The sequence below is a fragment of the Listeria weihenstephanensis genome, from assembly GCF_003534205.1.
GTDB classification, from domain to species: domain Bacteria; phylum Bacillota; class Bacilli; order Lactobacillales; family Listeriaceae; genus Listeria_A; species Listeria_A weihenstephanensis.
Map to the genome: position 1 here is coordinate 929,359 of NZ_CP011102.1, position 18,128 is coordinate 947,486.

Below are 18,128 nucleotides of genomic sequence, written 5' to 3' on the forward strand. Positions count from 1 at the left end.
TATCTCCAATGTGTAACACCAGTTTTTATTTTTCCGCATAGAATTGAATCGTTGACGGCATTTTCTTTACTTGTTTATAGTTCGCTACAAACTGATTATTTGTGACATGAATCTTGAATTTCTTATTTTTCGCAAGTTTGTCAGGTGAGTAAAATGTGATGTTTTCCGAACTGCCGTCTTTTTTATAGCCTTTTAATGAGTATTTATAGCCTGAAAATTGGTTTTTCTGTACCTGTTCACCGTTCGTATTTACATCTACAAAGTAGGCTTTAGAAGCAGTATCTGATGGCATGCCATATTCAAACACAACGCAAAGCGCTATGAGTAATCCTGCTAACGTTAATAACAATCCTTTTTTGTTTTTCATTTCCCTCAACCTTTCTTAAAATAAATTAGTTTAATTTTTCAGCGGCTTTCTTTGGAACGTCTGCGGCTTTGACTTCTTCATAAGATGTAACACCTTTATCTTCTTTCACGAATACTTCAAGATAAGCGCCTTTTCGTAAATTCTTCTGGGCGGTAAACTCGATTTTCTTTTCTTTACCATCTTCGTTATAGCCTGGTAGGTCGTAATTGTAATCGGTATAGGCAGTACCATCGCTTGCGTGACCACTTTTTGCTTGACCATCTGTCGTTATTTTCACATAGTATGTATCCGCGCCAATTCGATTGAAGTTTATAAAACGCATGGCAAGTATTCCACCACCAATGATAATAACGAGAATTATAAGGGCAATCATTAATTTTTTCATAAGTTGTCAGCTCCTTTGACTTGATAACCTAAGTATACCGTGCAAAAAGATTTGGTTCCTGCTTCTTAACTAACAAAATGAGCTCCGAACCTTACAATTTTGCAATGTTCCCTGTCATGTTGCATTTTTTTTGAAAATGTGATTAAATGGTATAGGAAACTAATTAACGTTAGGTTAGGAAGTGAAACGTATGAAAGAAATGGATACAAGAATGGAAACAGATTCCGTTTTAAAGGTGTTTTTACGATATTTAATTCCTTCGCTTGTTGGGATGTTGCTGATGTCAGTGAACATCGTGATGGATGGGATTTTTGTGGGACATAGACTTGGCGGGGTGGCACTTGCTGGGATTAATATTGCGGTACCAGTTTTCTCGATTTTCACGGCGATTTCGCTTTGGATCGGGATTGGTGGGGCAACGCAGTTTTCATTTGCGCTAGGTGAGAAGGACGTTCCAGCGGCGCAACGGATTTTTACTCGTTCTATTATAATGGTGTTTGTGATTACGATTACGCTTGCGGCCATTGCATTTGTGTTTCGGGTACCACTTGCGAACGTGTTGGGTGCGAATCCAGAGACGTTGCCGTATGTGATGGATTATATGACGATTTTATTGATGTTCGGTTTTGCCTTTACGATCGAGAATATTTTGAGTATTTTTGTGCGTAATGATGGCGATCCGAATTTGGCGATGGTCGCATTGATTGTGACAGCAGTCGTGAACATCATTTTGAACTATTGCTTCTTATTCATCCTCAATTGGGGTGTAAGTGGCTCAGCAGCGGCGACGATTATTGCGGTTGTTGTCGGAATCGGCGTATTATCCACGCACTTTTTCAAGAAGACCTCTCGTTTAAAATTCGTGAAATTCCGCTTTACGAAAAAAGCAGTGGGACAAACATTCTCGATTGGACTACCAAGTTTCTTATCAGAATTCGGTCTGTCCGTGTTTACGATGGGTTATAATATCGCGATCGCCGCAGTGGCAGGAACAGCTGGGGTTGCAGCATTCTCCGTATTGAACTACACGCATAGCGTTATTTTGATGTTGTTCCTCGGAATGAGCTCGGCAATTCAACCGCTCATTAGTTACTACCGCGGGGCCAAACTACAGGACCGAGAACAAGCGACGATTCGACTTGCGATTATCACGGCGATTGGCACAGGACTTGTGTTTTTCGTTGGTGGATTCTTCGGAGCAGGGCATATCGTAGCGATGTTTGGAACTTTTGATGCGGATATCGTTAATTTAGCGACGACAGCCGTGCGTATCTTCTTTGCCGGATATTTATTCATGGGCTTCAACTTTGTCATGATGACGTATTTCCAAACGACTGGCCGTGTTGGGATGGCGATTTGGATTACTGTTGCGCGCGAAATGCTGTTCATGGTGGCCTTCCTGATCATCTTACCGCCATTTTTCGGAGCGGAAGGTGTTTGGGCATCGATTCCAGTTTCAGAAGCGATAGTGGCCTTGTCGATCGTTATTTACGCACGACGCAAACATATTTTTAGTAAGGCAGTATAAATTTCAATAGAATATGCTGAGATCATGTTTCTACCTATGAATACTCAGCATATTTTGTTTGTACATATTTAACGCGTGCATTAACCAAGTTCAAGTGGTACTATGATGGGAGCATTTAACACTGGGAGGGAACTTAAAATGAGGAAATATACGTACTTTATTTATTTTGGACAGCTTATTTTCGTGATCCCGGCCATTCTATACGTCCTTCATATGGTTAGTACATCGATTATGATGGCAGGTTTTGTATTTGGTCTACTCATTATGATTGTAGGATTTCGAGCGCGTAAAAAAGCACGAGAATCTAAAATTAGTAATGAATCATGAATAGACTAAAAAATGCAGAGTTTGTGAAATTGAAAAAGTCATAAAAAACCTAATACTAAATGTAGTTTTTCTGTGGGGGTCAAGCACAACTTCTAGTGGTTATTAAGGCTCATCTTTGCGTAACGTTTCACAAGAAATTTACCCCTAAAAATTATTTTTATGGGGCAAAACCCGTGAAATCAAACGACTGACGAAGGTTATGACTAATTATCAAAAGCACAATATCTTGATTTCACATTCGAAACAAGGTACTATATATAGTATCGATAGCCGTTAAAACATGAATTGCTATTTTAACTTTTACAAAGGCTCTGACTTTTGCGAAAGTTAATTTTTTTGCTCGAAAGAGGCTTGTTTCGATGGATGAATGAACCACGTATAACGCGAAATATTGGAAAGAAATGGGGACTACAAATGACAACTTACATAGTGAAAGACGGAGGGAATCGCAAACTACCTTTCGACAAGGAACGGCTAAACAGATATCTAGATACGATTCATGCAGAATTTCCAGCACTTGAGATGGAAGATTACAAGCGTAAAGTATTTACTTTTATCGAGAAAAAAGGTGATTACGCAGCGGATGAGTTAGTGGATTACTTGATTCGTGAAGCGGAAGCACGTACAGATATTCATCTTCCAGCATGGGAATTGTTCGCAGGAAGACTTTATTTGAACAAGTTATATAAGAAAGCAAGTAAAAATCGCTTTTACAATGACGATGATAAATACGGTTCATATGTTGGTTTACAGGAAAGTCTTGGCGAGCGTGGCATTTATTCTGGTAGTATTTTAAAGAACTACTCGAAGGATGAGTTAATCGAAGCTGGCAAAATGATTGATCCAGAGAAGGATAAACTTTTCACATATAACGGTTTGTATTTACTTGCAACGCGTTACTTGGCGACAGATCAAGCGCGTAATGTATATGAATTACCGCAAGAACGCTGGTTGACGATTGCCCTTTATTTAATGCAAGATGAGCCAAAAGCAAAACGGATGGAACTTGTTCGTGAAGCTTATTGGGCGCTTAGCAATTTGTATATGACAGTAGCGACACCGACACTTGCTAATGCTGGTAAAGTCGGCGGGCAATTGTCGAGTTGCTTCATTGATACAGTGGATGATAGTTTGCAAGGCATTTACGATAGCAATACAGATGTGGCGCGTGTAAGTAAACATGGCGGCGGCGTTGGAGCTTATCTTGGTTATGTTCGTTCGTCAGGTTCGGCGATTCGTGGCGTACGTGGTGCTAGTGGTGGCGTTGTTCCATGGATTAAGCAACTGAATAACACGGCGGTTAGTGTCGATCAATTAGGTCAACGTAAAGGCGCGATTGCGGTTTACTTGGACGTTTTCCATAAAGATATTGAAGCGTTCCTTGATCTTCGTTTAAATAACGGAGACCAACGTTTACGCGCACATGACGTGTTTACAGCAGTTTGTATGCCAGATTTATTTATGGAAGCTGTCGAGCGTCGTGGAGATTGGTATTTATTTGATCCACATGAAGTCAAGGAGAAAAAAGGCTGGTACCTACAAGACTTCTATGATGAGCAAAAAGGTGATGGCTCGTTCCGCGAGAAATATGAAGAGTTAGTGATGGACGAAACGGTGAGCAGAAAGATCGTGAAGGCGATTGATATTATGAAACGCATCATGGTGAGTCAACTGGAAACGGGTAATCCGTTCATGTTCTATCGTGATGAAGTCAACCGGATGAATCCTAACAAACACGCGGGCATGGTTTACTCTAGTAATCTATGTACCGAAATTATGCAAAATATGAGTCCTACACGTATGATTCAAGAAATCATTAGTGGTGATCAAATTGTGATTACAAAACAAGCTGGCGATTTCGTTGTTTGTAACTTATCATCTGTGAATCTAGGTCGTGCTGTACTCGCAGAAGATCCAGAAACATTGGAACGCTTGATCGCGATTGAAGTTCGTATGTTGGATAACGTTATCGACTTGAATGAACTACCAGTACCGCAAGCAACGATTACGAATAAGAAATACCGCTCGATCGGTCTAGGAACTTTCGGTTGGCATCACTTGCTAGCCCTTAAAAATATTGCTTGGGATAGCGAAGAAGCAGAAGTGTATGCCGATGAACTATATGAGCAAATCAATTTCCTAACTATTAAAGCGAGTGCAGCTCTAGCAAAAGAAAAAGGCACGTACTCTGTCTTTAAAGGTAGTGATTGGAATACTGGTGAATACTTCGAGCGTCGTGGGTATCAGTCAGACGCATGGCAAGAGCTTGCGACAGATGTTGCTAAAAATGGTATCCGTAACGCGTACTTGTTAGCAGTTGCTCCAAACATGAGTACAGCGCAAATCGCAGGATCAACGGCATCGATCGATCCAATTTTCAGTCCGTTTTATTACGAAGAGAAGAAAGATTATCGCCGTCCAGTGATTGCGCCGGATCTTTCGCTTAAAACGTATCCGTACTACGGCAAAGGCGCGTACCAAGTGGACCAATTCGCAAGTGTCCGCCAAAACGGTCGCCGTCAACGCCATGTCGATCAATCGCAAAGCTTCAACTTTTATGTGCCGAGTGGGATTAAAGCAAGTAAATTGTTAGAACTTCACATGCTAGCTTGGAGTGAAGGCTTGAAAACGACTTACTACGTCCGCTCAAACGATATCGATGTTGAAGAGTGCGAATGGTGTTCAAGCTGATAAATTAAATAATGAAACGAGCAAAGCGATTGTCTTTGCTCGTGTTTTACATATTTTAGAGGAGGTTATTATATGACGGATCAAAAGCAAGAATTGCACCGTATTAAAATTTTGGAACCGTTGAGCCCGAATCGCTCAACTGCAATTATAAATGGTGACACGAGTGGGATTTTGAATTGGAATGATATCCCGTATCCATCGTTTTACCGCGCGTATAAAGAATTATCGACGAATTATTGGATTCCCGATGAGGTCGATATGAAGAGTGACGCGAAGCAATATCCGCTACTTTCAGAAGAAGAGAAGTATGCTTTTGATGCGATTATTGGTTTGCTGGCGACATTGGATTCTCCGCAGACAAGGTTTATTTATAATGTTGCGGAATATATTACAGATCCAGCGGTGCACGCGAATACCGCGATTATTGGTCAGCAAGAAGTGATTCATAATGAGAGTTATTCTTACGTGCTTGCTTCAATTACGAATTTGCAAGAGCAGAAACGTATTTTTGAATTGGCGCGGACGCATCCGACGATTGTGAAGCGTAACGAGCCAATCATGGAGTCGTATGATGATTTTATGACAAACAAAACAGGCGAAAATTTAGTTAAAGCGTTGATTCAGTCTTCTATTTTAGAAGGTATTAATTTTTATAGTGGTTTTGCTTATTTTTATAACTTAGTTCGTCAAAATAAAATGACGGGAACTGGGAAAATTATTAGCTTTATCAATCGTGATGAATTGGCACATTCTAAGTTTATCTCAGAAGTTATTCGCGCGATTCTTGGTGAAAATCCAGAATTGCAAACAGATGAGCTTGTGGAATATACACATGAGGCTTTCCGCCATGCTGTGGAACTTGAAACGATTTGGTCGGAGGAAGTATTGGACGGGATTGAAGGTATTGATGTATCGGAAATGGTGGACTACGTGAAATACCGTGCCAATAAGATGCTTGGTATGCTTGGGATTCCAGAACTTTATCCGGGTCACAGCGAGAACAAGATGTCGTGGATTAAGGCATATGCAGATAACTTTACGGAAACGAAAACGGACTTTTTCGAAATGCGCAATAGTAGTTACAAAAAAACAAATGTCGACAACGGTTTTGACGATCTATGAGAATCCTCTTGGCGTATGATTCTCTGAGTGGTAATACGAAAATGGTGGCAGAGGAAGTGGAAGCGGAATTCAAGAAGTCAGGGCATGATGTGACTTCGTTTCGTGTCCATCCTGACGCGCAGTATCCACTCGAGACGGACTACGATTTGTTCATTTTAGGGGCTTGGACAGCTGATTTAGGTAGGACACCGCCAGATATGAAGGATTTTATCGCAGAATTGGGAATGAAACCGCCGCACGTCGCGATTTTTGGGACGGGTGAAACACAATGGAGCATGGCTTATTTTTGCGGGGCAGTCGATCGGATGGCTACGTATTTTGAATCGGATTATCCGAGGTTAAAAATCGAGCAAATGCCGAATAATGAAAGGGACCACGAAGCGATCCGAAATTGGGTCGCGGAAGTATTGTCCATGAGAGAAGGGGTAGTAAAATGACAAGTATCGAAATTAAAACAATGGAAGAATTTGATCAACATGTTGCTGCAGGAGAGTTAGTTTACGTGGATTACTGGAAAGACAACTGCCCAAACTGTAAGATGTTAGATCTCTCGTTTCAAGAGTTTAAGAATTCATCGATGGCAGATAAGGTGAAGGTATTGAAAGTGAAATTGGAAGAAGTAGGGGAAGATTTCTTTTTCAATCGCAATATCCGTCAAACACCTACATTGGTGCTTTATAAAGGCGGCGAAGAGGTTTCGCGGTTGAATGGATTTATTCCGCCAGAGCATATTGAGGAAGCGGTTGTAGCACAGGAAGCATAATAGAGGATTAGAATGGGCACTCCATGTTGATAGGGGTGTCTTTTTTGCGTACTTTTGTCCTTCTCCAATCTTGTCCACCTCCTGAGGACAAATTCCAATTTTGATTGTATTGCTAACTTGGTACCGCTGTCATACAATGTATATAAGAGCTAAGCCAATGTGTGAAACTAAGATTTGGAAGGGCGCACTTCTATTAGTGGAGCTGGCGAGGCAAATGCTTTGAAGCAGAACTTAGAGGGATTTATAAATCAGTAAAAAAACTGAGGGGGATATAGAAATGGAACAACAACAAGCGAAGTCAGGTTTTCGCGTGAAGGTACAGCATTTTGGGAGTTTTTTAAGTGGTATGATTATGCCTAATATTGGGGCGTTTATTGCATGGGGATTGATCACGGCCCTGTTTATTCCGACTGGCTGGTGGCCGAATGAAGAGATCGCGAAATTAGTCGATCCGATGATTAAATATTTATTGCCGCTTTTGATTGGGTATACGGGTGGTAAATTGGTTTATGATACGCGTGGTGGTGTCGTTGGTGCGGCAGTTACGATGGGGGCAGTAGTAGGGACGTCGATGCCGATGTTCTTGGGTGCGATGATTTTAGGTCCACTCGCTGCTTGGTTAATTAAGAAATTCGATAAAATGATAGAAGGAAAAATTCGCGCTGGTTTTGAAATGTTGGTGAACAATTTCTCAGCAGGGATTTTAGCAGGAATTTTGGCGATTGTATCTTTGAAAACGATTGGACCTGCGCTTCAGGCTGTGAATACGGCGATGGCTTCGGGTGTCCAGTTCTTAATTGATAATCATTTGTTGCCGCTAGTTAGCTTGTTAGTCGAGCCTGGTAAAGTGTTGTTCTTGAATAACGCGATTAATCAGGGGGTTCTGGCGCCGCTGGGGATAGATCAGGCAGTTAGCACTGGGAAATCGATTCTTTTCTTAGTGGAAGCAAATCCGGGACCTGGTCTTGGTATTTTGCTAGCGTATACGATTTTTGGTAGCGGGACGGCGAAACAGACGGCTCCTGGTGCGATTATTATTCAATTCTTAGGCGGGATTCATGAGATCTACTTCCCGTATGTATTGATGAAACCGGCGCTTATTATTGGTGCGATTGCTGGTGGTATGACGGGTATTATCACGTTTAACTTATTTAATGTAGGACTTGTTGCGACGGCTTCTCCAGGTAGTATTTTTGCGATACTTGCTTTGACGCCGCGTGGTGATTATCTTGGTATTATTTGTGGGGTCTTGTTTGCAGCGATTGCGTCATTTGCAGTTTCGGCTGTAGTATTGAAAACCTCGAAAGCAAGTGATGATGCAGAACTCGCGACAGCGGAGCAAAAAATGGCTACAATGAAAGGTAAGAAGGCGATGGTAGCTAGCGCGGTTGTTGGGACGACGGATGCGGAACTTGCAGCGGATGGGATTCCAGTTGGGACGAGAAAAATTATTTTTGCATGTGATGCGGGAATGGGATCAAGTGCGATGGGTGCTTCGGTATTGCGGAACAAGGTGAAGAAGGCGGGACTCGATATTGAGGTTGTGAACTTTGCAATTGCGCAGTTGCCTCCGGACGCTGATATTGTCGTGACGCATCAGGATTTGACGGCTCGTGCGACGGAAAAACTACCAAAGGCCTATCATATTTCGGTCGACAATTTCTTGAATAGCCATAAATATGATGAGCTAGTGGAGAATTTGGCTGACCAGAAATAACTGGGGGAATTTTAGATGTATATTTCGGCAAGGACGAGACTTATTTTAGAGCAGCTTTTAATGAGCCATGAACCTGTAGCAACGGCGGATTTGGCGGAATATATGGATGTGAGTGAGCGTACGATCAGGCGTGATTTGAAGGAAGTAGAGGCGGTGCTAGGATCGTATCAGTTGGCTTTGGAACGAAAGGATGCCAAGCTGTCTGTGTTTGGATCGGAGTCTAGCCGCCAAGCTTTTAAATGGCAATTGCTCGACTTATCTTACAATGAATTCACACCGATGGAGCGGCAGCAGTTTATTTTAAAAACGTTATTGAAGGAAAATGAACCGGTGAAATTAATCGCGCTGGCAAATGACCTCAATGTGACGATATCGACGGTCAGCAGTGATTTAACGAAGCTTGAGGATGAACTAATTGGGCGAGCTCAGATTGAGCGCAAACGTGGATATGGTGTGAAATTGATCGCGGAAGAGGCCACGAAACGAGCTTTATTAAGTGATTTGATCGCGACGACGGGATCAAAGGACTCGCTATTCCAACTATTTCAGCAGCAAAAGCAAGAAGAAATTGAGATGCTGGCGGATGAGCGATTACTTCATGTGATTGATAATGTGCTGATTCAGAAAGTGGAGGAGAATGTACGGGCGTGGCGCAAGGATTTGGCGTACGAGATGACGGATGATGCTTATTTGACGCTCGTCGTGCATATCTCGATTTCAGTGGAACGAATGATTAGTGGAAACTATTTGCAGGATATGAAACCGGACCAAGAATATTTTCGGAATTTTCCAGAATTTACTGTGGCAAAAGAATTGTTAGCTGCGTGCTTGGATATGGAACCGTTTGTGGTACCGGAGGGTGAGGCGCTATACGTGACGATGCATATTCGTGGGGCAAAAGCGCAGGATGAGACGGGCGTGTTTTCGGGAAATGAGAATGTGCAGGCGGTGACGATTGCCAAACGGTTGATTTCAAAAGTGGAATTGGAGCTAGGCAGTTCTTTTCAGGAAGCGGCGTTACTAAGCGGCCTAACCGCGCATTTACGACCGGCGTTACGCAGATTAGATCAGAATATGCGTATTCACAATCCGTTGATTAAAACGATTAAACATGATTATCCGTCGTTGTTCCAGATTGTGCGCGTGGCCTTTTCCGAAATTTATCAACAGCGGGAAGTTCCTGATGAGGAGATTGGCTATTTGGTCTTGCATTTCGGAGCAGCGTTATTACAGAAAAATGAGAGTCGTGTGTTCTCGGGCCTTGTTGTTTGTTCGAGTGGGATTGGAACGTCGAAAATGCTTGCAACACGTCTGAAACAGGCGTTACCTCAGCTCAAGGATTTGCACAATGTATCGCTATTTGAGGTTTTGAATCATCGGAATACGCGACATTTCGATGTGATTGTGTCAACGATTGATTTGGGAAAAGTTGATTTTGAGTATTTTCTGGTGAGTCCGATGTTGACGGATCGGGAAATTTCGCAGATTGAGGTTTTTCTGAAACAAAAGGAGATGTTTGTACCGCAAAAGGCGCCGCAGGAACAAGAGGAGCAGATGACGTTGCTTGAGGCGGTGCATCATTTGGAAGGACAGCAGGAGTATTCGAACACGGTTTTAGCGATTTTAAAAGGGTTTCAGGTCGCGAAAATGGAGGAGACGCAACATAATTTGGAAGATACATTGCGTGCGGTTTGTATGGCGATGTTTGAGCAGGAGCGGGATATTCAGGTGGAAATTCTGTTGAAATCGCTCTTGGAACGGGAAAAATGGAGTGGTTTTGGAATTCCCGAGACGAAGCTCGCGTTGTTTCATGTCCGAAATGAGTTTGTACACCAGCCCGTTTTTCAGATTTTCTCATTGCAAGATGCGGTCGATGTACCAGCGATGGGTGGGGGAAACGTGGCGGCGACAACATTACTTGTTTTGCTAGCACCGGAAAAATTGGCGCCGCAGGGACTCGAAGTGATGAGTTTTATTAGTGCGATGGCGATTGAAAATGAGGGAACGACGCGCTTGCTTGAATCAGGGAATGGCGCGGAAATCACGACATTTGTGATTGGTAAATTAAATCAATTTTTATATGATATGAGGAGGAAATAGGGATGGTAGCACTTAATAGTCAAGATATTGCGTTGAAACAGGCGTTTAGCACGAAGGAAGAGGCGATTACAGCCGCGGGACAATTATTGGTGGAGCAAGGATACGTGGATGCGCCTTATATTGAGAAAATGAAGGAGCGGGACGCGATGACGTCAACGTTTATCGGGAATATGGTCGCGATTCCGCATGGTACGGATGATTCGCGGGATATGATTAAGAATTCGGGGATCGTTATTTTGCAAGTTCCGGATGGCGTGTCGTTTGATGGGAATGAAGTGAAAGTTTTGATCGGAATTGCTGGTGCGGACGGTGAGCATATGGATTTACTTAGCAGTATTGCGATTGTTTGCTCGGAGGAAGAGAACGTGGCGCAGATCGTTGCGGCTGAATCGAAACAAGCGATTATTGATTTCTTTGAAGGGAGCGAAAGCGCATGATCGCAGTACATTTTGGTGCGGGTAATATTGGACGCGGTTTTATTGGACAGCTACTTCATGAGGCGAATTATCATGTCACTTTTGTGGATGTGAACGAGACGGTTGTAAATGCTTTGAATGAGAAAAAAGAATACAATGTGATTTTGGCGGATGATTCGAAGCAGGTGGATTTGATCACGGATGTGAGTGCAATTAATAGCCAGAAAAATCCGGAGCAGGTGATCGCGGCAATTCTAGAAACGGAGCTGGTGACGACTGCGGTTGGGCCTACCATTTTACCGTTTATTGCGAAAACATTGGTGGCGGCGATCAGAGCGAGAACGGTGATTGAAAAACCATTGATTGTGATGGCGTGTGAAAATATGATCGGTGCTTCGGAATCGTTGCAGGACAACGTGTATGCGGAATTATCGGAAGACGAGAAGAAGTACGCTGATCAGTTCGTGTCCTTCCCAAATGCTGCGGTGGACAGAATTGTTCCGAACCAAACGCATGATGATCCGTTGACTGTGTTGGTAGAGCCGTTTTATGAGTGGGTTGTGGAAAAGAGTGCGATTAAGGGCGCAGTGCCAGCGATTCCTGGGATTACGTATGTGGATGATTTGACACCATATATTGAGCGGAAATTGTTCACAGTGAATACGGGGCATGCGGTGACGGCGTACATCGGTCACATGAAAAATATTGATTCTATTGAAGCCGCAATTCATAATGACAAAGTTTTGTTCGCTGTTCGTAGTGCGCTTGAAGAAACGGGAGCGCTGTTAGAAAAGAAATTTGACTTTGGACATGAAGAACATCAAGCTTATATTGACAAAATTATCGAAAGATTCAAAAATCCGCACATTTCAGATTATGTATCACGTGTCGGCCGTTCGCCAATGCGCAAACTTGGTCCAAATGATCGTTTCGTACAACCAGCACGTCAATTTGTCGAGGCTTTTAACGAAACACCGAAAGCGCTAGCGGACGCGATTGCTGCTGCCTTGCGATTCAATGATCCAGATGATGCGGAAGCGGTGGAATTGCAAGCCCTTGTTGCCGCTGTTGGTCTTGAGAAAGCAATCGCTGATGTGACGGGAATCGAGAGTTATTCTAAGCTTTTTGAGAAAGTGAAGGATTCTTATTTAAAATTGGCTTGATGTTGTATTATATGATACACTACTTTCTAAAAGAAGTAGGGGTGCAAAAATGGAGCAATTGAAACAAATAGTACATGAATTCTTAGCTGAACGCGGTTGGGAAGAGCAATATAAGATGCCAAAAGACTTGGCGTTGTCCCTCACACTAGAGGCAAGTGAGTTACTCGAATGTTTCCAATGGAAGACAGATAATGAGGCGTTGTCAGAGAATAAGGCGGAAATTTTAGAGGAGTTGGCAGATGTTTTTATCTATGCAACCCAGATGGCGGTAGCAATGGATGTCAACATAGATGAGATTGTAAAAGCAAAGCTAGTAAAAAATGCTACAAAGTATCCAGCGAAGAGTACCTGACTTCAATGGGTACTTTTTGTCATGCATTCTTACAATTATTTTGGATTGTTCACGGTTTCGTCATGGATTATATTTTTTAGACCTGATATACTAGAAGAGGATAGCTATAAACGATGAGGCGAATCTGAAAATCAACATTTAGGAAAGTGGGAAAAGGAATATGGGGAAAGTAACAATTGGTATTGATATTGGCACGGCTAATATTAGTATCTACTCAGACTTGGAAAAAATGATTTTTCATGAGCCAACAGTTTTAGCATATGATACGAAAAAAAATAAAGTTCTAGAAATTGGTCATGAAGCGAAAGAGCTGGCAGAGAAGACACCGGGTTCGATCGCGGTTATTAGCCCCCTACAAGGCGGTATTATCGTCGATTTTGAGATGACATTGCGATTAATGAAGAAAGTTGAAGGTCGTGTGAGTGCGGTCACTGGGAAGCGTTTTAAACAGATGGATTTGATTGTCGCGTTACTTCCTGGAGCTACTAATATTGAACGTCAAGCGATTGGAGACATCTTGTTTTCACTGGGAGTTAAGTCGCTTTATTTTATAGAAGGATCGCTCGCAGCAACGATGGGCGCGGGACTGCCGTTTGAGAAACCTATTGCAAACGTGATTGTAGACATCGGTGCAGGCAAAATTACAACATCGCTGGTTTCCTATGGTGGCATCGTTACGAGTGCAACGCTACGCAAATCAGGTCATGAACTCGATCGAGATATCGCGCAACTTATACGAAATAAGTATAACGTTCTGATTGGTTTAGAAACAGCGGAACAAGTGAAATGGCAACTTCATTGTGATACGTCTATTGACAGCACTGTAATTGAAATTGAAGGACGCGATTTGGTGACTGGTTTTCCGATTACAATTAAAGTCCCGGCGACTGAATTTCAAGCAGAAATTGATGAATTCTTGAAACGAATTTTGAGTGTGATACAATCGACACTAGAAACGAGTCCACCAGAACTAAGCGGAAACATCCGTGCAAGTGGTGTCACACTTACTGGTGGTGGTGCACTACTAGAAGGCCTTGCAGATTGGATACACAGTCAAATTATGGTACCTGTTCATATGGCGCCAGCGCCGTTCGAGTCCGTAGCACTTGGAACGAGCATGGCAGTGGAACATTTAGATCGATTGATAAATGTTGAAAAAGTAACGGCACGATAAAAAGGGATTTAAACATAAGAAAAACCGGAAGATTTTTATACAATCTTTCGGTTTTTCTTTTTCAGATATACAGTTGTTATTTTGGCTCTTTGTCAATTGTTGGGGTGAAATATCGAGGTACAAGCTAGGGAAATAGTGGCTTGTACCTCTTTTTAGCCTACAGAAATGTCAAAATTTTTGATAAAGTGCTGGGCAAGTATTTTGGCGCGGAACCGTGAAAAGTTTTGATAGCCATAAGAAGTACGCTTGATGACCTTGGTTCGGTTGTTAATTCCTTCTACGAAACCATTGGACAGATGTGGGTAAATGAAGGCATTGATGATTTCTGTTTCCCAGCGTCGGAAAGTACCGATAGCTTTTATGAATTCTGGAAGCTGTTTGTCTTGTACGAGTTGATAGAAATCGTGTAAGGATTGACGAACGTCGCGGCGTTCTTGTGCTTTATTGGCATCAAACCAAGCCTGATAGGCTTCCTTGATGGTGTAGGCGGTTTGTAGATCAGGGTGCAAGCTTAAGTAACGGCGAATGATGCTTTTTTGCGCTGTATCCAGCTTATGAGATCGCTTGAAAAGGAGTTTTTGTATCCGTTTCCCGTGTTTTCGATCTTTTTCTGAAAAACGCTGTTGGACACGAACGCGGACTTTATTCAGCGCCCAATAGATGTAGCGAGAGAAGTGGAAAGAATCGGCAATAATAACTGGTTTGTCAAGAGCTTGTTGCACAGCGTTTTTGAAGGTCGAGCTCAAATCCATGATAACCATCTCTACCTGATGCCCGCGTTCTCTTAAATAACGTTGAATGGTTTTGGCGCGACGGTTTTCTAAGATATCAATGGGGCGACGAGTCATGGGGTCAGCGATAATGAGTTGGAATTTGCCTTTGTCGGTATCTCCCTTTGAACTCATCGATAGCGATGACTTTAGGAAGAGCGACGGGAGGCGTGGAAAAGGCTTCTGTACGCGCGTCGAATAGGCGCATAATTTTAGGTGCGGTGGTTCCAAACGTTCTGGCAGTATAGGTAAAGGAGGGGGCAGAGATACTATGGAAAAGGGCTGCTTGATGCCAAGATGTCGAAAAACGCTGATAGCGTGCCACAAGTCCTTGATTTTTTTCATCAAATGATTTTCCGCAGGAACAAGCATATCTGCGTTTTCGATAGTGCACATAGACACGTTTTTCTGCGACTTTTAGATGTTGGAAAGTGTGCGTACGATAGTCTTTAATGCGATCTGTCCGTGTTTTACAAGAGGGGCAGGCATGTTTTTTTCGTTTTAGTTGGATATGAATGTGGCAGATATGATTTTCAATCGAATAATCAAGAAGTTGGATGTTTTTATTTTCTAAACCGATGAGTTGTATGATAAAATGGTCTGGCATGGTAATATCGCTCCTTTGGATTGGGTTTCGTCACTTTTATCTTAAAGGATTTTGATATTACTGTGTATTTTTTTGTCTTGAAATGAGAACAAAAAAATGCGGAGGTAGATTATTTTCTACCCCAACATTTATTATAGAACCGTTATTTTTGTCGATTCGTACTTCCATACATAGTGACGGAATCTGGATTACTACTGAATCCATGCTTGCGATAAAAATGGTCGGATGGATAACCTATCTCGGTATCAAGTACGATATTTGGAATATCCTTTTGCGCCAAATCATTTTTGACAAAATCCAAAAAGGCGCCACCAATCCCTTTACTTTGAAAGGCACTAGCAATATAAAAGGAATCTAAATGGTACTGTACACCGCGAAACCAAGGACGAATGAAGCCAAGTGAGGCAGCGATAACCGTGCCAGTATCATGGAGTGCGAGATAGCCCTCAAACGTGTTCATAGCTAGCAAGCGATCAAAATATAGCTTTATTTCTTCATAGGTTAATATATCATTCCAGGGTTCATCGGTGAAAACATCGATATATAACTGGATCGCATCCTCAAGATACTGATTTTCCCAAGCGATAAAACGCGTATTAGTCATGGTAATCCTCCGCGATAAATAAAATTTGGTGATGTGATGAACTATCTATATGAGTAAGAACGATTATTTTTTCTCTTGGAACGGATCATGAATAGGATGCCCAATATGAAGAGAACAATAGATACAAGGCAAACGATAAAGCCGATGATCCCAACGATACTAAACGATACACCAACACCAACAATGCCTAAAATAAGCAAGATCAATCCGATAAGTTTCATAAAAAAACTCCTTTCTATGTAGAGGATATGTTATCTATTATACAGAAAAATGTAAGAAAGATTAAGTGACTTTTGGCATGAAATGAAAATTTAATTGGCTAAACAAGATATTAAACAAGATTTCTTTATTTTGTTCGTAATAGCTACTTTTGTGTTGTTTCAAGCATTTTAAATCTGTTTTTGTTTAGTAAGTAAAACTTTTTTTGCTTTTACCCTGTATTCTCGATAAGATGGAAAGGATTAAACGAGAAAAGGGGATAAGGCATGAAGGATTATATTGTAGACCGCTCTTATAAGGCGTCGATGGGGATTGCGAATGCGGTTTTAGTAACGCTTGGCATGGGTTTATTGTTACAGACAATTGGGCAGATGGTCGGGTTTACGTGGCTGACGGAAATTGGTGCCGTCGGTAAATTATTGTTGATTCCAGGGCTTGGTGTGGGAATTGCGATTTGTCTCGGTGCGAATACGCTCGTGGTCATCAGTGCAGCAGCGGCATCAGTCATTGGAGGTGGCGCGATACTGGCGCTTGAGAATGGCGGCTTTTCGATCGTCGGTGGTGAACCGATTGGCGCGATTTTAGCGGTTATTGTTGCGGTCTGGGTCGGTAAACGCGTGACTGGAAAAACGAATTTTGATATGATTCTCATTCCTGCGGCGGCCCTGCTTTCTGGTGGGATTAGTGGGTTGCTATTTTCGAAGATCATGGCGCCAGTTTTAACGTCGGTGAGTGGTGGGATTACGTCGCTTGTTGATGGGTCGCCGATTCTTTCATCGATGGTTATCTCACTTATATTTGCGATTTTGATTTTGAGTCCAGCATCTTCTGCGGCGCTTGCGATTGCTTTACAACTGGATCCAACGGCAAGTGCGGCGGCATTGATAGGCTGTTCGGTACAATTTGTTTCTTTTGCGGTTTTAGGGTTCCGGGATAATAATTGGGGCGCGTTTTTTGCACAACTGATTTGTACGCCAAAATTGCAGACGCCAAACATTATTAAGCGGCCTGCGGTGATGATTGTGCCACTTATTTCGGCGGTGATCGCGAGTCCAATCGGGGTACTCGTATTTCACTTGCAAGCATCAGCAGAAGTGGCGGGGCTTGGATTATGCGCCTTTGTTGCACCGCTATTTTTGATTGCTAATTATGGCTGGCTATCGTTTGGGGCATTTTTAATTGTGGCTGTTGTGATTCCAGCGGCGATTGCACTAGTGGCGAGACCGTTCTTGCTCAAGTCTTCCTGGCTTCGAAGTGGGGATTTACGCGTAGAATTAGAATAAAAAAAGAGGATGAAGTAGGAAGTGACCTGTAAAAGCGTCGCGACCTATTCATCCTCTTTCCTCGTGATGTGTCGGAATTTGCCTGAGTAACTGGTTTAAAAAAATCGAAATACGATGGAATATCTAAAAATTAGCGGTAGACAGAATTGGGAAATCCAGATATTTACCAGACAACTTTGGACTAGCAAACATCACTACCTGGCAGACATTTTTAGAATTCAACTTTTGGAAACGAAACTTTTTCGCTAAATATATCAAAAGTGAGGTAAAGCAATCATGATATATTCGGAGCGACGTATCGTGTTTTCCGCATTCCTTGCCTTGACGAGTGGGCAAAACTCCTGACGCGACCTTTTCATTTACCGTGGTCTTCCTCAAGCTCCCGCAAGACTGACCAGCTACTTAAAAACTTCCTTCACCAGACGATATCCGACTATAGCAAAGTCAAGGTATCCCGTCCATACATCCATATGCACTAAATGTGAGACAAAACATATAGATTACTCGCACGATATTCTTAGGAAAAACAAATACCGCTTT

General features: G+C 42.4%; 19 protein-coding genes. 13 read left to right on the forward strand and 6 right to left on the reverse strand.

Translation table 11 applies throughout. The features are described 5' to 3' along the window. Positions 1–25 precede the first annotated feature (25 nt). Both UE46_RS04455 and UE46_RS04460 read right to left on the reverse strand, forming a co-directional pair. Positions 26–367, reverse strand: a complete 342-nt coding sequence (locus tag UE46_RS04455; RefSeq protein ID WP_036060919.1) for a YxeA family protein — start codon at positions 365–367, stop codon at positions 26–28. Between the two features lie 25 nt (positions 368–392). Beyond that, positions 393–752 carry a YxeA family protein gene (locus UE46_RS04460; protein WP_036060921.1) on the reverse strand — a complete coding sequence of 120 codons (360 nt, stop codon included), beginning with the start codon at positions 750–752 and terminating at the stop codon, positions 393–395. 190 nt (positions 753–942) lie between these two features. Here UE46_RS04460 and UE46_RS04465 point away from each other — a divergent pair, with 190 nt between their 5' ends. The 12 genes from UE46_RS04465 (at position 943) to mreB (ending at position 14,105) form a co-directional block, all read left to right on the forward strand. Continuing rightward, positions 943–2,280, forward strand: coding sequence for an MATE family efflux transporter (locus tag UE46_RS04465; protein WP_036060922.1), 1,338 nt, complete (start codon positions 943–945; stop codon positions 2,278–2,280). Positions 2,281–2,418: 138 nt separating this feature from the next. Continuing rightward, positions 2,419–2,607 carry a hypothetical protein gene (locus UE46_RS04470; protein WP_036060923.1) on the forward strand — a complete coding sequence of 63 codons (189 nt, stop codon included), beginning with the start codon at positions 2,419–2,421 and terminating at the stop codon, positions 2,605–2,607. Between the two features lie 363 nt (positions 2,608–2,970). Then, the gene (locus UE46_RS04475) at positions 2,971–5,298 is read left to right on the forward strand and encodes a ribonucleoside-diphosphate reductase subunit alpha (protein ID WP_118907431.1); all 2,328 of its coding nucleotides are present in this window, start codon (positions 2,971–2,973) and stop codon (positions 5,296–5,298) included. A gap of 72 nt (positions 5,299–5,370) precedes the next feature. Continuing rightward, positions 5,371–6,420 (forward strand): ribonucleotide-diphosphate reductase subunit beta, encoded by a 1,050-nt coding sequence (locus UE46_RS04480; protein ID WP_036060924.1) that lies wholly within the window; start codon positions 5,371–5,373, stop codon positions 6,418–6,420. Further along, a complete protein-coding gene (locus UE46_RS04485; protein ID WP_036060925.1) occupies positions 6,417–6,857 on the forward strand; it encodes a flavodoxin in 441 nt (146 codons plus the stop codon). The genes UE46_RS04480 and UE46_RS04485 overlap by 4 nt, the downstream gene beginning before the upstream one ends. Continuing rightward, on the forward strand, positions 6,854–7,183 hold the full coding sequence (locus UE46_RS04490; RefSeq protein WP_036060926.1) for a thioredoxin family protein: 330 nt from the start codon (positions 6,854–6,856) through the stop codon (positions 7,181–7,183). Before UE46_RS04485 ends, UE46_RS04490 begins: the two co-directional genes overlap by 4 nt. A 277-nt stretch (positions 7,184–7,460) precedes the next feature. Then, complete coding sequence (locus tag UE46_RS04495; protein ID WP_036060927.1) at positions 7,461–8,900, forward strand: PTS mannitol transporter subunit IIBC; 1,440 nt, start codon at positions 7,461–7,463, stop codon at positions 8,898–8,900. Between the two features lie 15 nt (positions 8,901–8,915). Continuing rightward, positions 8,916–11,000, forward strand: a complete 2,085-nt coding sequence (locus UE46_RS04500; RefSeq protein WP_036060928.1) for a BglG family transcription antiterminator — start codon at positions 8,916–8,918, stop codon at positions 10,998–11,000. A 2-nt stretch (positions 11,001–11,002) separates the two neighbouring features. Further along, positions 11,003–11,437 carry a PTS mannitol transporter subunit IIA gene (locus UE46_RS04505; protein ID WP_036060929.1) on the forward strand — a complete coding sequence of 145 codons (435 nt, stop codon included), beginning with the start codon at positions 11,003–11,005 and terminating at the stop codon, positions 11,435–11,437. Further along, on the forward strand, positions 11,434–12,579 hold the full coding sequence (locus UE46_RS04510; RefSeq protein ID WP_036060930.1) for a mannitol-1-phosphate 5-dehydrogenase: 1,146 nt from the start codon (positions 11,434–11,436) through the stop codon (positions 12,577–12,579). Before UE46_RS04505 ends, UE46_RS04510 begins: the two co-directional genes overlap by 4 nt. 49 nt (positions 12,580–12,628) lie before the next feature. Then, entirely contained in the window at positions 12,629–12,931 is a 303-nt protein-coding gene (locus UE46_RS04515) for a nucleotide pyrophosphohydrolase (RefSeq protein WP_036060931.1), read from the forward strand. 160 nt (positions 12,932–13,091) lie between these two features. Next, positions 13,092–14,105 carry a rod shape-determining protein gene (gene mreB / locus UE46_RS04520; protein WP_036060932.1) on the forward strand — a complete coding sequence of 338 codons (1,014 nt, stop codon included), beginning with the start codon at positions 13,092–13,094 and terminating at the stop codon, positions 14,103–14,105. A 152-nt stretch (positions 14,106–14,257) separates the two neighbouring features. On the opposite strand, the gene UE46_RS04525 is transcribed toward mreB, so the two are convergent. From UE46_RS04525 to UE46_RS04540, 4 genes are all read right to left on the reverse strand, one after another. Then, positions 14,258–15,010 (reverse strand): ISL3 family transposase, encoded by a 753-nt coding sequence (locus UE46_RS04525; RefSeq protein ID WP_143812869.1) that lies wholly within the window; start codon positions 15,008–15,010, stop codon positions 14,258–14,260. Next, on the reverse strand, positions 14,958–15,482 hold the full coding sequence (locus tag UE46_RS04530; RefSeq protein WP_118907433.1) for a transposase family protein: 525 nt from the start codon (positions 15,480–15,482) through the stop codon (positions 14,958–14,960). The genes UE46_RS04525 and UE46_RS04530 overlap by 53 nt, the downstream gene beginning before the upstream one ends. Positions 15,483–15,624: 142 nt before the next feature. After that, the gene (locus tag UE46_RS04535; RefSeq protein ID WP_051493079.1) at positions 15,625–16,086 is read right to left on the reverse strand and encodes a GNAT family N-acetyltransferase; all 462 of its coding nucleotides are present in this window, start codon (positions 16,084–16,086) and stop codon (positions 15,625–15,627) included. Between the two features lie 41 nt (positions 16,087–16,127). Beyond that, the gene (locus UE46_RS04540; protein ID WP_036063311.1) at positions 16,128–16,307 is read right to left on the reverse strand and encodes a hypothetical protein; all 180 of its coding nucleotides are present in this window, start codon (positions 16,305–16,307) and stop codon (positions 16,128–16,130) included. 264 nt (positions 16,308–16,571) lie between these two features. Between UE46_RS04540 and UE46_RS04545 the strand changes: the two genes are divergently transcribed. Continuing rightward, positions 16,572–17,588, forward strand: a complete 1,017-nt coding sequence (locus tag UE46_RS04545) for a PTS sugar transporter subunit IIC (protein WP_036063309.1) — start codon at positions 16,572–16,574, stop codon at positions 17,586–17,588. Positions 17,589–18,128: the final 540 nt, after the last annotated feature.

Bases quoted from the DNA above. Each gene is read 5' to 3' on its own strand.
- UE46_RS04455 (WP_036060919.1), bottom strand. From the start codon at position 367: ATGAAAAACAAAAAAGGATTGTTATTAACGTTAGCAGGATTACTCATA.
- UE46_RS04460 (WP_036060921.1), bottom strand. From the start codon at position 752: ATGAAAAAATTAATGATTGCCCTTATAATTCTCGTTATTATCATTGGT.
- UE46_RS04465 (WP_036060922.1), top strand. From the start codon at position 943: ATGAAAGAAATGGATACAAGAATGGAAACAGATTCCGTTTTAAAGGTG.
- UE46_RS04470 (WP_036060923.1), top strand. From the start codon at position 2,419: ATGAGGAAATATACGTACTTTATTTATTTTGGACAGCTTATTTTCGTG.
- UE46_RS04475 (WP_118907431.1), top strand. From the start codon at position 2,971: ATGAATGAACCACGTATAACGCGAAATATTGGAAAGAAATGGGGACTA.
- UE46_RS04480 (WP_036060924.1), top strand. From the start codon at position 5,371: ATGACGGATCAAAAGCAAGAATTGCACCGTATTAAAATTTTGGAACCG.
- UE46_RS04485 (WP_036060925.1), top strand. From the start codon at position 6,417: ATGAGAATCCTCTTGGCGTATGATTCTCTGAGTGGTAATACGAAAATG.
- UE46_RS04490 (WP_036060926.1), top strand. From the start codon at position 6,854: ATGACAAGTATCGAAATTAAAACAATGGAAGAATTTGATCAACATGTT.
- UE46_RS04495 (WP_036060927.1), top strand. From the start codon at position 7,461: ATGGAACAACAACAAGCGAAGTCAGGTTTTCGCGTGAAGGTACAGCAT.
- UE46_RS04500 (WP_036060928.1), top strand. From the start codon at position 8,916: ATGTATATTTCGGCAAGGACGAGACTTATTTTAGAGCAGCTTTTAATG.
- UE46_RS04505 (WP_036060929.1), top strand. From the start codon at position 11,003: ATGGTAGCACTTAATAGTCAAGATATTGCGTTGAAACAGGCGTTTAGC.
- UE46_RS04510 (WP_036060930.1), top strand. From the start codon at position 11,434: ATGATCGCAGTACATTTTGGTGCGGGTAATATTGGACGCGGTTTTATT.
- UE46_RS04515 (WP_036060931.1), top strand. From the start codon at position 12,629: ATGGAGCAATTGAAACAAATAGTACATGAATTCTTAGCTGAACGCGGT.
- mreB (WP_036060932.1), top strand. From the start codon at position 13,092: ATGGGGAAAGTAACAATTGGTATTGATATTGGCACGGCTAATATTAGT.
- UE46_RS04525 (WP_143812869.1), bottom strand. From the start codon at position 15,010: ATGAGTTCAAAGGGAGATACCGACAAAGGCAAATTCCAACTCATTATC.
- UE46_RS04530 (WP_118907433.1), bottom strand. From the start codon at position 15,482: ATGCCAGACCATTTTATCATACAACTCATCGGTTTAGAAAATAAAAAC.
- UE46_RS04535 (WP_051493079.1), bottom strand. From the start codon at position 16,086: ATGACTAATACGCGTTTTATCGCTTGGGAAAATCAGTATCTTGAGGAT.
- UE46_RS04540 (WP_036063311.1), bottom strand. From the start codon at position 16,307: ATGAAACTTATCGGATTGATCTTGCTTATTTTAGGCATTGTTGGTGTT.
- UE46_RS04545 (WP_036063309.1), top strand. From the start codon at position 16,572: ATGAAGGATTATATTGTAGACCGCTCTTATAAGGCGTCGATGGGGATT.